Here is a 13,750-nt window from a genome sequence, read left to right on the forward strand (position 1 = left end):
GGTTAAAATGGTTGCCAGCGTAACTCTCTAGCTTTTTTATATCTTTCATCCACGTGTGGCCAGTTAACAACATTCCACCAATTATTAATGTATTGTTCACGTTCATTTTTATATTGTAAATAGTACGCATGCTCCCAAACATCGAGTGGTAATAATGGCACAACGTCCCACTGACTTAAATTTTGATGTTTTTCTGCCTGAAGAATTTCTAATCGATGTGCTCTTGGTGCCCAAACTAATATCGCCCAACCGACCGCTTCTACTTTTTTTGCCGCTTCTGAAAAATGCTTTTTAAATTGCTGAAAACTGCTGAAGTCTTTTCTAAGTTGATTTGCAAATTCTCCTCTTGGTTCGCCACCACCTTTAGGGCTCATCACATTCCAAAAAATTGTGTGTAAATAATGGCCAGCTCCATTGAAAGCAGCTTCTCTTTCCCAATGTTTTATTAAATCAAAATCACCTGTCTTTCTCGCCTCTTCCATCTTTTTTTCTGCTTTATTTAATCCATCTACATAGCTTTGATGATGTTCTTGATGATGTAATCGCATAATCTCAGCTGCAATATATGGTTCAAGTGCTTCATAACTATACGGCAGGGGCGGTAGTTGATGTTCTCCAATCGGTATAGGTTGAAGTGGAACACTCTTTTGTCCATGTTCAGCACGGTTAAGATTCTGGGTTACGCGCTCCCAACTCGCATATAATCCCTGTGCAACAGATTCTAATTCATCACTATTAGTTCGTTGTTCTAATAATTCTTTAACACGAATTAATTTTTCTTCAAAGCCTCTAACTTCATTGTCATCTAAGCTTTTAATGATATCTTTGTTTATTTGAGCCCAAGCCTCTTCTAAATTCCCAGTCCATATTTGGAGTTGCTTATAGTATGCTTCCATTATTTATTGTCTCCTCCTCAAACGTACAGTCATCATCGGTTTACTATATGCCTAAACAACCCTAATTTGTGAAAGGAACCTTCTAGGCGTTTATAACATATCTTATAGATGATGAAGAATGAGGAGGGGTAATATTGAATAATTTTCAAAAGGTAGCATTATTTGAACACCGTTTCTGGCTTCAAGTGTTGGGTGACCACGCACGTTTTATCCGAGATGCATTATCTCCAATTGAAAAGGAAGAAGTTGAAATAGCAGTACAGTATATTGAAACATTTGATCAATTATTAGATGTGGCACGCCAAGATTTAACCGGTGAAACGCTACAACAGCTTACCGAGTCTTCCTTAGAACAAGCAAAAGGTATTAGGGAATTTAAGCTTTATTTAATTCGCAAGCATTTAGTGGGGGATATTGAAATCGGTTTACCTCCTACATTCTTAAATCATATGGTGAATGAAGTCGATGAATATTTACGGATCCTCCCATATATAGTTGAGGGTACTATACCTCCTATTTCTCACCCTCTTCATCACCATTTGGTATGGCTCCTTGATGCAGCAGGTCATGCTGATGCTATCACAGGAGAACTAGATATGGTCGAAAAAAAATTAAGTAAAAAGAGCGAAGAATTTACAGAGACATTCGAAGATTTTTATATAAAAGCTGTAGAGTTAGCAGGTTACTTAAGAGCCAACGTTGATAAATTCCCTGCATTAAACCGTTTTAACAATCAAGTGGAGTTAGAAATTGAACTATTTAAAGTTTTTCTAAGAGAACTTGAAGAACTTGAAATGAACAATAAATTGTTAGGAACATTTTCAGAACTAATGGCTGATCATATGGCAAGAGAAGAATGTTACTACTTAATGAAGTTAGCCGAATCAAGTGAAACAACTGCTCCAGACTGTGATCCAACGACCCCTAGAAACGAATAAGAAAAGTGCAGCATCTGCTGCACTTTTCTTATTTAGAATGTAGCATTTTTGTTTGAAAATCCGTTTCGTAATACTCTAATTCTTCACGAATGGTTTGGAATGGACCTTCAATCGACTTCATTAAATCCATTAAAGAATCGGGTACTGCTTTTGTAAATTTAATTGCGTTCTTTCCCGTATAAGCAGAACGGCTATCTTCATACCAGTTATCAATACGAGGATTAAAAAATTCCTCTATGCAATTATGGTAAACCCAATATAACGTTTTTTCAGCAGCAGCCTTACGAAATGTCTTTCCATTTAAAATAACTTCACTTGCATCTTTACCTTCTTCACAAAATACAAGCACACGACGCAATGAAGAAAGTACTGCTTTAAAAAACTCTTCATCTGTTTGGTTATCTTCAGTTAACATTTCTGTTAATTTGGTTTCATTTAAATAATCACTGATTTTTTCACAAATACCTTTTAACGTACCGTGAGCTAAAGTTAATTGGCTTTCAACCAATGTATTTCCCATCGGTGTAAACACCTCCACTTTTCTTTTATATTAAGGGTTTTTCTACAGGCTCGAAGATTATGAAAACAGCCGTTCTAAATGCTCTTTTTCTTATGTTTTGAAATCAACCTATTTGTATTATATTATACGACATTTAGGACGAGAACACCTTAAGAATTGGATCTTTTCTCAACACCAAAGTTTACGAAAACAGCCTAAGAATTTAATACAGCTTTATATGTACATATTACAATTGACACTTTCCTTGTGTGACGAGACTTGTCATTATCTCTTTAATTTGTTCTGGATCAACGTCTTTAAACAAAGACTCCATTTCTTTAAGTTCATTTATATAAATTCGCTTCTTTTCTGTATTACCCGGGTTTTGCATTAAGCAAACTAAAGCAACTATATCCTTAAATGTTACCTCCCTATCATTAATATCCAATAAAGGGTCTTCATTAAAAGGAGAAACTTCTGATAATTTCTCATCAAAGAATCGAACATATAACACATTTAACTGTTTTTCATTACCATCTAATGTATAGATAACAGTAGAACGATTAAAGAAATCTTCTGACGTGTTGGGTTTTTCCTTTTCAAGTTCAATTCCTTCAGCCTTTAATATAATCACAACAACCTCTCCTAACTGTAAACATAGTTTTAGGCTCATTGCTAAAATTGTTGCTTCAGCTATTTGACCGTAACTAAATGAAAACTTGGTTCTCACGCTTTTTGCGTAAAGTTTTTGAATAAAACTTAAGCCATATAGACAAATTCGTCTGTCCATTATGGCTAGTCTATATTTCAAGTACGGTTCATGATTAACATTGCAAGAACAGCCTAACTAATTATACCATATTAATTTTAACTATTGTCCTCACTTAACAGACTATCCATCCCTTCCTCAAACTTCTTAAAAAATAAATCTGCATCTTCATCCAATATTCCCTCTTCCACTTGTTCCGGTAGTGGTGGTAAGTCGTTCAGAGACTTTAACCCAAAGCAATCTAAAAACTCTTTTGTTGTTCCATATAAGATTGCCCGACCACTTCCTTCTGCACGCCCCACATCTTTTATTAAAAGCTTAGTCGATAAAGTTTGAATTGCCTTTTCAGATTTAACTCCTCGTATTTCCTCTACTTCAACACGAGTAATTGGCTGTTTGTAGGCAACAATAGCTAATGTTTCTAGAGCAGCCTGCGACAATCCAGTATGGCCTGGTGTTTCCACTAATTGTTGAAAATAAAGTGCATGCTCTGGCTTCGTTGTTAGTTGGTAAGCACCCGCTATTTCAATTAATTGCATTCCACGGTTCATGTCTTTTAGGTCAATTTCTAAATCGTTTAAAGCATCTTTTACCGTTTCTCTTTCCACTTTTAAAATGTTAACTAATTGTTCTTCCGTAAGTCCGTCTTCACCAGCTACGAATAATAACCCTTCAATAATACCTTTTAACTCAGTTAAACCAATTGGATTAAATAGCGTCAATGAATAGACCCCTCCTCCTTGATGTAGATCATGATGTCAGAAAAATTTCTCTCCTGTTCACAAATAATGGATTTTTTCTTTATTAGTTCCAATAAGGCCAAAAAAGAAATAACTATATGGGACTTTTCGCGTACGGGAAACAATGAATAAAAATTTCTTTTTCCTCCATTACGTATTAAATCCTCCATAATTTCTCCCATTCGTGACTGTATCGAATACTCTTGACTTTTAACAGTTTTTGCCACTGGGGCTTGTAATTTTTTTCGTTTTAGCATGGATTGATAAGCATCTAACATATCATAAAGAGTAATACCTTTTAATGTTACTTCTTTTCTCTCTTCTTTTGGAAAATACCTTTCGAGATTAACAGGAGGTTTGGTATGAATTAACGAGCGTTCAACTTGACGATCTTGAAGCTCATTTGCCGCCTCTTTAAACTTTCTATACTCAATTAAACGCATCATTAGTTCTTCACGTGGATCTTCTTCATCCAATTCAAAACTTTCATCAATATTCAATTCTTCTTGTTGTTTAGGAAGTAACATTTTACTTTTGATTGCTAATAGCGTTGCTGCCATCACTAAGTATTCACTCGCTATATCTAGTTGTAATTCCTGCATTGTGCGAATATATTGCATATATTGATCCGTAATTTTAGCTACAGGAATATCATATATATCTACTTCTGCCTGATTAATTAAATGTAATAGCAGATCTAGTGGACCTTCAAAAGTATCCAATTTAACACTATACTGACTGTTCATTTCATCACCAATTTCTATTAAACCCTTGCTAGACAGGATTATATCATACTTTTTAATGGATGGGCTTTTAAACACTATTTTCTTAATAAAAATACATATGATACACTTTAATTAACTTATTCTATGGAGGATTTTAAAAAATGAAATACCCACAAGAATTTATTGATTATTTACTTTATTTTCATAGTTCACGTGATTTTTTCGAATGTCATGAAGTATTAGAGGAATACTGGAAATCAGAAGAAGGGGGGAAAGAAAAGGTTTGGGTCGGGTTTATTCAAATTGCTGTTGGACTTTACCATTATCGTCGAAAGAACTACGAGGGTGCAAAAAAGATGATCTCAAGTGCACTAAGTATATTAGAAAGGGAAACAACCAAAATAGCTGAACTTGGAATAAATAGTAAGCAATTATTACTGGACTTACCTCAGATCAAGGACAGTATAGAGAAAAAGCTCCCCTACAGTGATTATAACATCCCAATTGAAGACAAAAGCCTTCTTGAAGCTTGTACAGAACAATGCAAAAAAGAGAATCGAAGCTGGTGCAGCCCGAGTGATTTTAACAACACTTATCTCATTAATAAACATACACTGCGTAACAGGGACGACGTCATACATGAAAGAGCTAGACAAAAACAATTAAAGAATAGAAAAACATAATTTAAAAAAGCAACTCTTGAGTGTTTTGGCCCTCGTTTTATAGGTTTTTACATACAAAAGTATATAACACCTTCGAGGTGCCTTACACTATGGGGCAACCTCTATACATCTAATAAACATGCAGAATAAAATTCTTTTGTATCTTTATTAGGTCTAAGTGTGCCAGTAATTCTCTCTTGTAACGCTTGAAGCATTTGTTTACCTATCCCCTCATCTCGAAAAGATGGGTTTACACAAACATGGCATAATTCAAAGTCTCCATCACTATCTTCAAAAATACCAATAACACCTACGATATCTTCTTCTTTCCATAAAAACAGTTGCCATCTTTCATCGTGTTCATATTTTTCAATTGTTTCTTGTAAAGTCTTAATCTGTTTTTGTTGCGGCATATACGATAATAGCCCCATCGCAATCTTTCTATAAGTAGATTTATATTTTATTAACATATTAATCCCTCTTTAATCATTTTAAGAACAGTGAGTGATGCATAAGCTTATCAAACTAAATTTTATCATATTCTTATGTGATATTGTGTGTCGTTTCTGAAAAATTAAGATAAACGTTACTTATAAAATATGTCAAAACGATTAAAATGTGAATAGGTTAAAGGTAGTTTTTTGTCAAAAAAAGCATAAGCCAGTGAAGTCTGACCTATGCTTCTTATGTAAAAGTATGTGATGAAAGTTTTTTTATACTGATTGTTGGTCTAGTATGAAAGCCTATTGGTTAAAAGAACGACTTAGGTTAGCCATTTCTATAGCTGCCGCTGCCGCTTCCCAACCTTTATTTCCTGCTTTTGTCCCAGCTCTTTCAATAGCTTGTTCAATTGTATCTGTAGTTAAAACTCCAAAGATAACTGGAATACCTGTTTGAAGTGAAAGACTCCCTACACCTTTTGCAGCTTCATTACAAACGAAATCAAAGTGAGGAGTGGCCCCACGAATAACCGTTCCAAGTGTAATTACTGCATCATAATTATTCGTTTCAGCCATCTTTTTGGCTGCTAACGGAATTTCAAATGCTCCAGGAACCCAAGCAATGTCTACATCTTCTTCTGAAACACCATGACGTTTCAATGCATCTTGTGCCCCACCTAATAGCTTACTTGTAATAAATTCATTAAATCGACCGACAACTATTCCTACTTTTAATCCTGAACCTACTAAATTTCCTTCAAATACTTTACCCATGCTATTTCCTCCTTATGTATGAGAAGGGGTGTCTCCCCTTCTATTTCCATTTTAATGTTTTTAATGTGATCGAATTATAACCTTTTTCAATTAGAATTAGTCCTAGAAGTGGAGCATATGTCCTAATTTTTCATGCTTTGTTTTTAGATATCCCTCATTATTAACATTATGTGGTAATTGCAGTGGTGCTCTGTCTACAACTTCGAGACCATATCCAGCTAACCCCGTGATTTTCCTTGGATTATTCGTTAATAGCCTCATTTTCGAAATCCCTAAATCCCTCAGGATTTGTGCACCAATACCGTATTCGCGAAGATCAGGAGCAAAGCCTAGCTTTAAATTTGCCTCAACAGTATCATAGCCCTCTTCTTGCAACTTATAAGCCTTCAGCTTATTTATAAGTCCTATTCCACGACCTTCTTGACGCATATATAGAAGAACCCCTCTTCCTTCTTGCTCAATTTGTGCAAGGGCAGCGTGAAGCTGTGGACCACAATCACAACGATGTGAACCAAATACATCACCAGTTAAACATTCAGAGTGAACTCGTACAAGCGTTGGAACATCTGGAGACAGTTCACCTTTAACTAAAGCAATATTCTCCTTACCATCTAACACATTCGTATATCCAATTGCTTTAAAGTCACCAAATTCTGTCGGTAAATTAATCTCAACTTCTCTTTCCACTAACTTATCTTTACGATGTCGGTATTCGATTAAATCTTTAATAGTGATCATCTTAAGATCATGTTCATCAGCGATCTTTCGCAAATCTGGGACACGAGCCATCGTTCCATCATCTTTAATTATTTCGCAAATCACACCAGCAGGCTTTGATCCTGATAGCCTAGCTAAATCAACAGCTGCTTCAGTATGCCCAGCACGTCTTAATACTCCACCATCTTTCGCTACTAACGGAAAGATATGTCCTGGTCTTTTGAAGTGATGTTTCTTAGTATTTTCGTCAATTAACGCTTGTACTGTTACTGATCTCTCATGAGCACTTATCCCAGTTGTTGTTGTATGATGATCAATACTTACAGTAAAAGCGGTGCCGTGCGGGTCTGTATTATGGTCAACCATCGGGAACAAATCCAACTGTTTTGCCCGTTCCTCCGTTATGGGAGCACAAACTAAACCTCTTCCATACTTAATCATAAAGTTAATAACTTCTGGTGTCGTTTTTTCTGCTAGTGAAACAAAGTCACCTTCATTTTCTCTATCTTCATCGTCACATACGATGACAACACGACCTTGCATTAATTCGTAAATGGCTTCTTCAATAGGATCAAACATTATATTCCCCCCTTATTATTTATACCCATGCTCTTCTAAAAAGCTCTCTGTTAGAGAACTTTTCGTTCCCTGCTGTGTTGCTCTTTCAGTTATAAACTGTTCAATATATTTTCCGACAATATCACACTCGATATTAACAATATCCCCTGGATGCTTTGCACCTATGACGGTTTCACTTAAAGTGTGCGGAATAATTGAAACCGTGAAGGATGTTTCATCTACTCCAAATACCGTCAAACTTGTACCATCCACAGCAATTGAGCCTTTAAATAAAACATATCTTCTCAAATCGGGTGAAATCTCTATTTGAAAATAAACTGCATTGTCAACAGCTTCTCGCTTTTTAATTTTTCCAATACCATCTACATGCCCTGATACAAAATGTCCACCGAATCGGCCATTTGCAGCCATTGCTCTCTCTAGGTTCACCTTAGAACCGCGTTGTAGAGTCTTTAAACTTGTGCTTCTAACAGTTTCTGGCATGAGGTCAACTGTAAATTTATGATTATCAAAAGATGTAACCGTTAAACAAACACCGTTCACAGCTATGCTATCACCTAGATGGACATCTTTTAGGATTTCATTTGCTTGGATCGTCATCACGATAGCTTCATTATTTTGACGGATATTTTCAATAGTACCTAATTCCTCAATAATCCCTGTAAACATACTAATTTGCCCCCTTTGGTTTTGAAATAATTTTTATATCAGGGCCTATTTGTTGAACCTTTATAAGCTCAAGTTCTAACACTTCAGACATCATTTGGAAACCTTCACCACCAAATGAGCTTGGCGCTAGCTTCCCACCAATTATTTTAGGTGCAATATACGTTATGACTTGATTGACTGCTCGCTCTTTTAAAAAGCTGGCATTTACAGTAGCACCACCTTCTACAAAAAGAGAAGTCACACCATTTTCCCCTAATAAGTTAAGAAGTTTATCAATTATAATGCTTTCTCCTACTGTGAGTACACGCACTCCTAATTGCTCTAGTTGTTCTTTCTTTATATTGTCGGCATGATATGTTGTAATAATCCACGTTGTTGCTTTAGTATCTGTAACAACCGTCGCATCTAATGGGGTCCGTAATTTTGAGTCCAAAATAACCCGAATTGGATTTTTGCCTCCGTTTGGGATCCTAGTTGTTAAACTTGGGTTATCTGCTATTACGGTTCCAACACCGACTAAAATTGCGTCGTGTGTATGTCTTAAATAATGAACATCTTCTCTAGCCTCACTACTTGTAATCCATTTACTGTCCCCTGTAACAGTTGCAATTTTACCATCAAGACTTACAGCAGTCTTTAGTGTTACAAAAGGCTTATTTGTTTTTATAAAGTGATAAAATACTTCATTCAATTCATCGGCTTCTTTTTTCAATAACCCGACTTCAACCTCTATACCAGCATTCCTTAACTTCTCTATTCCTTTTCCACTAACCTTAGGGTTAGGATCAGTTGTTGCAATAACCACTCGTTTTATGCGGGATTGAATAATTAAATCAGCACAAGGAGGTGTTCTCCCATAATGACTACAAGGCTCTAGCGTGACATAAATTGTAGCGCCTTCCACTTTAGTACCCACCATTTGAATAGCATGTACTTCTGCGTGAGCTTCACCTGCTTTTAAGTGGGCTCCCATTCCTACGACTTGTCCCTCTTTAACAACCACAGCTCCGACAAGTGGATTAGGCGTCGTTTGCCCTTGTGCAGAACGAGCGATTTGTATTGCAAGCTCCATATATTGTCGGTCATTCATTGTCCTAGCCTCTTTCTATCATGTAATAAAACTTGCGAAAGCGTACCTTCGGCAGAGCTAGACAGCTGCTAAAAAACTTACTAACAAAAAAGAGGCGCCCAAAGATCAATTAACCAATATCACCACACAGGAAATATCGTACACTTGATTTGGGACAGCCTCTTTATATTAAGAATTCGAAAGAAAAGACATCACTAAATAAACGTTCGTATGGTGTACAAAAAACACATTTTTTAGATGGATATGCTAAATAAGACAGATTCCACCTCTGTACACATTCGAGCTCTTCTCTTCCTTCTCCCATCCAGACTATCACTGTCGGCCCTGGAGTTTCACCAGATCCACCGTTATGAATAATCATCATAACGGGTCACGGACTAAGAAACTAATCGTTTCATCACCGCCGGTAGGGAATTCCACCCTGCCCCGAAGGAATAATATGAAAACCTATTCATTTCTTAAATTGTATCCTTAATTAACAAGTTTCGTCAACTAAAAGATATTCATAAAGAAGGAAGCCTTTCCTACAGCTATCAAGATGAATATCGTCATAAGGTCTTTTTTTACATAGCTGTTTTTGTAAGCATTGTTGCTTTTGTATCTTTTTTTGCAGAACATGAAGAGCCAAGTAATTGCATGGCTATTGGTTCTGATCGCAAAGAACAACCTCCTTGAGAATTAGAGCCTTTTACAAAAATACAAAAAAATAGAGGTTGACTCATATTAAGTCAACCTCCTTACTATTATTCTTCCCAAACTTTTACTTCAGACATTACGTCACCTTGATGAATACGTAAAACTGTGTCCATTCCTTCTACTACCTGACCGAATACAGTATGAACACCATCTAAGTGAGGTTGTGGTTCGTGGACGATGAAGAACTGGCTGCTTCCAGTATCTTTACCTGCATGTGCCATTGATAAAGTACCTGCCACATGCTTATGCGGATTACCTTCAGTTTCGCACTTAATTGTTTTACCACTCCCACCAGTACCATTACCAATTGGGCAACCACCTTGAGCTACAAACCCAGGTATGACACGGTGGAATGTTAAACCATTATAGAACCCTTTGTTTGCTAACTCTTCAAAGTTCGCTACAGTGTTTGGTGCTGCCTCAGAGAATAATTCAAAAACGATTTGTTCCCCATTTTCAAATTTAAAACTACCTTTTTTCATTATGTATAGCCTCCTAAAGGTTTATTTCACATTCGCTTCATTTTACTATAAAAATAACTCAATGTGAAATTTTCAACCACTAGAAAATTTTTTTTAGGCGACGCGCTGATTTTGAAGATACCTTGAACCTTTTATTACTTGATACAATCGAGGTGAGATCAGAGCTGCGACAGTTACTACCAAAATATCTAGAGGTAAATAAAGTATCATCCATGACCAAGCAATAAGATAACTAAACCCTTCTGGAGTCTCTAACCAAAAACGTAATGCAGCATACAACCAATGGGTTCCTATTAAGTAATTTAGTATTAAACCAATGAATGAAGCCATGAAAAATGCAGTGAGCTTCGGTTTAGTTTTTGCTTCAACCAGTTTACCTGCAACATAGGCCACAAAAATGAAGGAAACAACAAATCCAAAGGTTGGCCCTAAAAGAGTTGCAAATCCTCCTTTAAATTGAGCAAATACGGGTACCCCAATTAATCCGATTACCATGTAGGCAGTCATAGAGATTGCCCCAAGCCGACTCCCTAATAACGTTCCCGCTAATATAGCAAATAATAGCTGTAAAGTAATCGGTACACCACCTATTGTTAAATAAGGTGCAATATTAGCGCCGATTGCCATTAATGCCACAAATAATCCAGACACTGATATTTCAAACGGTTTTAATTTCATTCCACTTTCCACCTTTACCTACCATTTTATAGTAATAGTAGTCTATTAAAATAAACATTGTCAACTTAAACTTATTAAAGGTTTACAATATTACCTATTCGAGAGAACCCTACTAGTAAATTAAATATTATTTATAGTTAATTGTTGAAATTTTACAATTTTAATGTTAACCTTTCTATTAAATTTAGTTTACTAAACTTAGGAAGGGTGAATTTATGGCTGGTTTTTTTATAACAGGAACTGATACCGATGTTGGCAAAACAATTGTTACTAGTTTACTTTCATCTGCTTTAAATGCAAAAGGCACAAATACAATTCCTTATAAGCCTGTACAAAGTGGTGCAGAATATAGGGAAAAGCAGCTTTTTGCACCTGATGTTGATATGTATGAAAAGGTGAACAGAAAAACATTTCCCCATAGCTACACTTATTTACTTAAAGCCCCTGTGTCTCCCCATCTAGCTGCACGTTGGGACGAGGTCACAATTGAAAAAGACCGTATTTATAAAGATTTTCGTAATATTACTAATTCATGCGATTGCATACTCGTAGAGGGTGCGGGCGGTGTTGCTGTACCTATAATCAATGAAACATACTGTGTTTCGGATTTAATGAAAGAGCTAAAACTTCCAGTAATCATTGTTGCACGAGCTGGTTTAGGAACGATCAACCATACAACATTAACGGTGCAATACATACGACAACTAGGACTACCCATTACAGGAATTGTTATGAGTGGGTTTATAGAAAGTGAAACTGTAGCACAACAAGAAAACATTGATATGATTGAAAAAATGACTGATGTACCCGTTATAGGAAAACTTCCGTATGTTGAAAACTTAGAACAACGACTAGATGAAAAAGACATCTGTACACATTTAATCGAAAAGATAAACATTGATTATATTATTGAAAGGTGGAAGGAACAAGCTTATGAACGAAGCAAACAATATGATTGAAAAAAGTAAAAAATATTTATGGCTGCCATTTACCCAAATGAAAGATTACGAGGAAGATCCTTTAATTATTTCAGAAGGGGAAGGCGTTTATGTAACTGATATTTATGGAAAAAAGTACTTAGATGGATACTCCTCTCTATGGCTTAATGTCCACGGTCACCGTAAACATGAGATTGACGAAGCAATTAAAGAACAACTTACTAAAATCTCTCACTCTACTTTGTTAGGCGCATCAAATGTACCAGCTACCGAGCTAGCAGAAAAGTTAGTAGAAATTACACCTGATAATTTAACACGTGTTTTTTATTCGGACAGTGGCGCAGAAGCTGTTGAAATTTCCTTAAAGCTCGCTTTTCAATATTGGAGAAATCTTGGCAAAACGAATAAACAAAAGTTTGTTACAACAAAGAATGGTTACCATGGTGATACGGTTGGTGCCATCAGTGTAGGTGCAGTCGATATTTTTCACACTGTTTACCACCCATTGATGTTTGATAGTTATAAGGTCTCTTTTCCAAATGTCTATCGAAATGAACCTTCTGACCCAGAAACAATAAAAAATGAGTGTTTACTTGAAGTTGAACAGCTCTTTTCAGAAAAACATGAAGAAATCGCGGCCTTTATCATCGAAGGAATGATCCAAGGAGCAGGTGGAATGAATGTTATGCCTAAAGGTTATTTAAAAGGTATCCAAGAGCTATGTAACAAATACAACATTTTACTAATTGTTGATGAGGTTGCTACTGGCTTTGGCCGAACAGGAAAAATGTTTTCCGTCGAGCATGAAAATGTTCAGCCTGACTTGATGACGATTGCAAAAGGAATTACTGGTGGGTATTTACCTATCGCAGCAACGATGGCAAGTGAAAAAGTGTATGAGGCCTTTTACGGGGATTACACAGAACTAAAAACGTTCTTTCATGGTCACTCCTATACAGGTAACCAATTAGGCTGTGCCGCTGCCCTTGCAAATCTTAAACTATTTAAAGAAGAAGACATTGTTAATAATGTACAGAAAAAAGCGAAATTTATCTCCGAGAAACTACAAACCTTAACCGAACTTGAGCACGTTGGTGACATCCGTCAACTTGGATTAATGGTCGGTATCGAGCTTGTAAAAGACAAACAAACGAAAGAGCCATTCCCTTGGGGTGACCGTATCGGTTATAAAGCTACATTAAAAATGCGTGAACTCGGAATGTTATCTCGTCCATTAGGTGATGTCATAGTCTTTATGCCACCTCTTGCTACTTCATACGAGGAACTAGAACAAATGATTACCATTATGAAACAAGCGATCAAACAAACAACCGAAGTATTAACAACTAGATAAGAAAAGTGGAAGCGGCTGGTTAGCGGCGTATGGACTGGAGCCCTCCGTATGAGATAAAGGATACACAGTGAGTGTCAACGAGCTGATGTTGACTTATCGTAAAG

16 protein-coding genes and 1 riboswitch are annotated in these 13,750 nt (G+C 36.3%); of the genes, 4 read left to right on the top strand and 12 right to left on the bottom strand.

The window, feature by feature from the left end; translation table 11 throughout:
- Window positions 1–2: 2 nt before the first annotated feature.
- The gene (locus GKP30_RS15810; RefSeq protein WP_216830430.1) at window positions 3–896 is read right to left on the bottom strand and encodes a superoxide dismutase; all 894 of its coding nucleotides are present in this window, start codon (window positions 894–896) and stop codon (window positions 3–5) included.
- A gap of 131 nt (window positions 897–1,027) precedes the next feature.
- Here GKP30_RS15810 and GKP30_RS15815 point away from each other — a divergent pair, with 131 nt between their 5' ends.
- A complete protein-coding gene (locus GKP30_RS15815; protein ID WP_216830495.1) occupies window positions 1,028–1,834 on the top strand; it encodes a DUF2935 domain-containing protein in 807 nt (268 codons plus the stop codon).
- 28 nt (window positions 1,835–1,862) lie between these two features.
- Here GKP30_RS15815 and GKP30_RS15820 read toward each other — a convergent pair whose 3' ends face one another.
- From GKP30_RS15820 to GKP30_RS15835, 4 genes are all read right to left on the bottom strand, one after another.
- Window positions 1,863–2,354 (bottom strand): DUF3907 family protein, encoded by a 492-nt coding sequence (locus GKP30_RS15820; RefSeq protein ID WP_216830431.1) that lies wholly within the window; start codon window positions 2,352–2,354, stop codon window positions 1,863–1,865.
- 226 nt (window positions 2,355–2,580) lie between these two features.
- Window positions 2,581–2,967 carry a hypothetical protein gene (locus GKP30_RS15825; protein WP_216830432.1) on the bottom strand — a complete coding sequence of 129 codons (387 nt, stop codon included), beginning with the start codon at window positions 2,965–2,967 and terminating at the stop codon, window positions 2,581–2,583.
- 233 nt (window positions 2,968–3,200) lie between these two features.
- On the bottom strand, window positions 3,201–3,806 hold the full coding sequence (gene scpB, locus GKP30_RS15830; protein ID WP_216830496.1) for an SMC-Scp complex subunit ScpB: 606 nt from the start codon (window positions 3,804–3,806) through the stop codon (window positions 3,201–3,203).
- Window positions 3,807–3,820: 14 nt separating this feature from the next.
- Window positions 3,821–4,588, bottom strand: coding sequence for a segregation/condensation protein A (locus tag GKP30_RS15835; RefSeq protein WP_216830433.1), 768 nt, complete (start codon window positions 4,586–4,588; stop codon window positions 3,821–3,823).
- Window positions 4,589–4,728: 140 nt separating this feature from the next.
- On the opposite strand from GKP30_RS15835, the gene GKP30_RS15840 reads away from it, so the two are divergent.
- Complete coding sequence (locus tag GKP30_RS15840) at window positions 4,729–5,250, top strand: DUF309 domain-containing protein (protein WP_216830434.1); 522 nt, start codon at window positions 4,729–4,731, stop codon at window positions 5,248–5,250.
- Between the two features lie 101 nt (window positions 5,251–5,351).
- Here GKP30_RS15840 and GKP30_RS15845 read toward each other — a convergent pair whose 3' ends face one another.
- The 7 genes from GKP30_RS15845 to GKP30_RS15875 form a co-directional block, all read right to left on the bottom strand.
- Window positions 5,352–5,699: a GNAT family N-acetyltransferase gene (locus GKP30_RS15845; RefSeq protein ID WP_216830435.1), complete on the bottom strand. Its 348-nt coding sequence runs from the start codon at window positions 5,697–5,699 to the stop codon at window positions 5,352–5,354.
- Window positions 5,700–5,972: 273 nt separating this feature from the next.
- Window positions 5,973–6,443 (bottom strand): 6,7-dimethyl-8-ribityllumazine synthase, encoded by a 471-nt coding sequence (gene ribH, locus GKP30_RS15850; protein WP_216830436.1) that lies wholly within the window; start codon window positions 6,441–6,443, stop codon window positions 5,973–5,975.
- A 102-nt stretch (window positions 6,444–6,545) separates the two neighbouring features.
- Window positions 6,546–7,739, bottom strand: coding sequence for a bifunctional 3,4-dihydroxy-2-butanone-4-phosphate synthase/GTP cyclohydrolase II (locus GKP30_RS15855; protein WP_216830437.1), 1,194 nt, complete (start codon window positions 7,737–7,739; stop codon window positions 6,546–6,548).
- A gap of 15 nt (window positions 7,740–7,754) precedes the next feature.
- On the bottom strand, window positions 7,755–8,408 hold the full coding sequence (ribE, locus tag GKP30_RS15860; protein WP_216830438.1) for a riboflavin synthase: 654 nt from the start codon (window positions 8,406–8,408) through the stop codon (window positions 7,755–7,757).
- Window position 8,409: 1 nt separating this feature from the next.
- Window positions 8,410–9,498 carry a bifunctional diaminohydroxyphosphoribosylaminopyrimidine deaminase/5-amino-6-(5-phosphoribosylamino)uracil reductase RibD gene (gene ribD / locus GKP30_RS15865; protein ID WP_216830439.1) on the bottom strand — a complete coding sequence of 363 codons (1,089 nt, stop codon included), beginning with the start codon at window positions 9,496–9,498 and terminating at the stop codon, window positions 8,410–8,412.
- A gap of 288 nt (window positions 9,499–9,786) precedes the next feature.
- A riboswitch (FMN riboswitch) is annotated at window positions 9,787–9,936 on the bottom strand.
- A gap of 305 nt (window positions 9,937–10,241) precedes the next feature.
- Window positions 10,242–10,676 carry a peptidylprolyl isomerase gene (locus tag GKP30_RS15870; protein WP_216830440.1) on the bottom strand — a complete coding sequence of 145 codons (435 nt, stop codon included), beginning with the start codon at window positions 10,674–10,676 and terminating at the stop codon, window positions 10,242–10,244.
- Window positions 10,677–10,769: 93 nt separating this feature from the next.
- On the bottom strand, window positions 10,770–11,354 hold the full coding sequence (locus tag GKP30_RS15875; RefSeq protein ID WP_216830441.1) for a biotin transporter BioY: 585 nt from the start codon (window positions 11,352–11,354) through the stop codon (window positions 10,770–10,772).
- Between the two features lie 215 nt (window positions 11,355–11,569).
- Between GKP30_RS15875 and bioD the strand changes: the two genes are divergently transcribed.
- Together bioD and bioA are read left to right on the top strand one after the other, a co-directional pair.
- The gene (bioD, locus tag GKP30_RS15880) at window positions 11,570–12,313 is read left to right on the top strand and encodes a dethiobiotin synthase (protein ID WP_216830442.1); all 744 of its coding nucleotides are present in this window, start codon (window positions 11,570–11,572) and stop codon (window positions 12,311–12,313) included.
- A complete protein-coding gene (gene bioA, locus GKP30_RS15885; protein ID WP_216830443.1) occupies window positions 12,288–13,646 on the top strand; it encodes an adenosylmethionine--8-amino-7-oxononanoate transaminase in 1,359 nt (452 codons plus the stop codon). Before bioD ends, bioA begins: the two co-directional genes overlap by 26 nt.
- The last annotated feature ends 104 nt before the right edge of the window (window positions 13,647–13,750 follow it).

The organism is Alkalihalobacterium elongatum (assembly GCF_019024285.1).
GTDB classification, from domain to species: Bacteria; Bacillota; Bacilli; order Bacillales; family Bacillaceae_F; genus Alkalihalobacterium; species Alkalihalobacterium elongatum.

Coding starts and splice junctions, on each gene's coding strand:
- GKP30_RS15875 (WP_216830441.1), bottom strand. CDS start 11,354: ATGAAATTAAAACCGTTTGAAATATCAGTGTCTGGATTATTTGTGGCA.
- GKP30_RS15870 (WP_216830440.1), bottom strand. CDS start 10,676: ATGAAAAAAGGTAGTTTTAAATTTGAAAATGGGGAACAAATCGTTTTT.
- GKP30_RS15855 (WP_216830437.1), bottom strand. CDS start 7,739: ATGTTTGATCCTATTGAAGAAGCCATTTACGAATTAATGCAAGGTCGT.
- GKP30_RS15810 (WP_216830430.1), bottom strand. CDS start 896: ATGGAAGCATACTATAAGCAACTCCAAATATGGACTGGGAATTTAGAA.
- GKP30_RS15845 (WP_216830435.1), bottom strand. CDS start 5,699: ATGTTAATAAAATATAAATCTACTTATAGAAAGATTGCGATGGGGCTA.
- bioD (WP_216830442.1), top strand. CDS start 11,570: ATGGCTGGTTTTTTTATAACAGGAACTGATACCGATGTTGGCAAAACA.
- GKP30_RS15835 (WP_216830433.1), bottom strand. CDS start 4,588: ATGAACAGTCAGTATAGTGTTAAATTGGATACTTTTGAAGGTCCACTA.
- ribE (WP_216830438.1), bottom strand. CDS start 8,408: ATGTTTACAGGGATTATTGAGGAATTAGGTACTATTGAAAATATCCGT.
- ribD (WP_216830439.1), bottom strand. CDS start 9,498: ATGAATGACCGACAATATATGGAGCTTGCAATACAAATCGCTCGTTCT.
- GKP30_RS15820 (WP_216830431.1), bottom strand. CDS start 2,354: ATGGGAAATACATTGGTTGAAAGCCAATTAACTTTAGCTCACGGTACG.
- GKP30_RS15840 (WP_216830434.1), top strand. CDS start 4,729: ATGAAATACCCACAAGAATTTATTGATTATTTACTTTATTTTCATAGT.
- bioA (WP_216830443.1), top strand. CDS start 12,288: ATGAACGAAGCAAACAATATGATTGAAAAAAGTAAAAAATATTTATGG.
- ribH (WP_216830436.1), bottom strand. CDS start 6,443: ATGGGTAAAGTATTTGAAGGAAATTTAGTAGGTTCAGGATTAAAAGTA.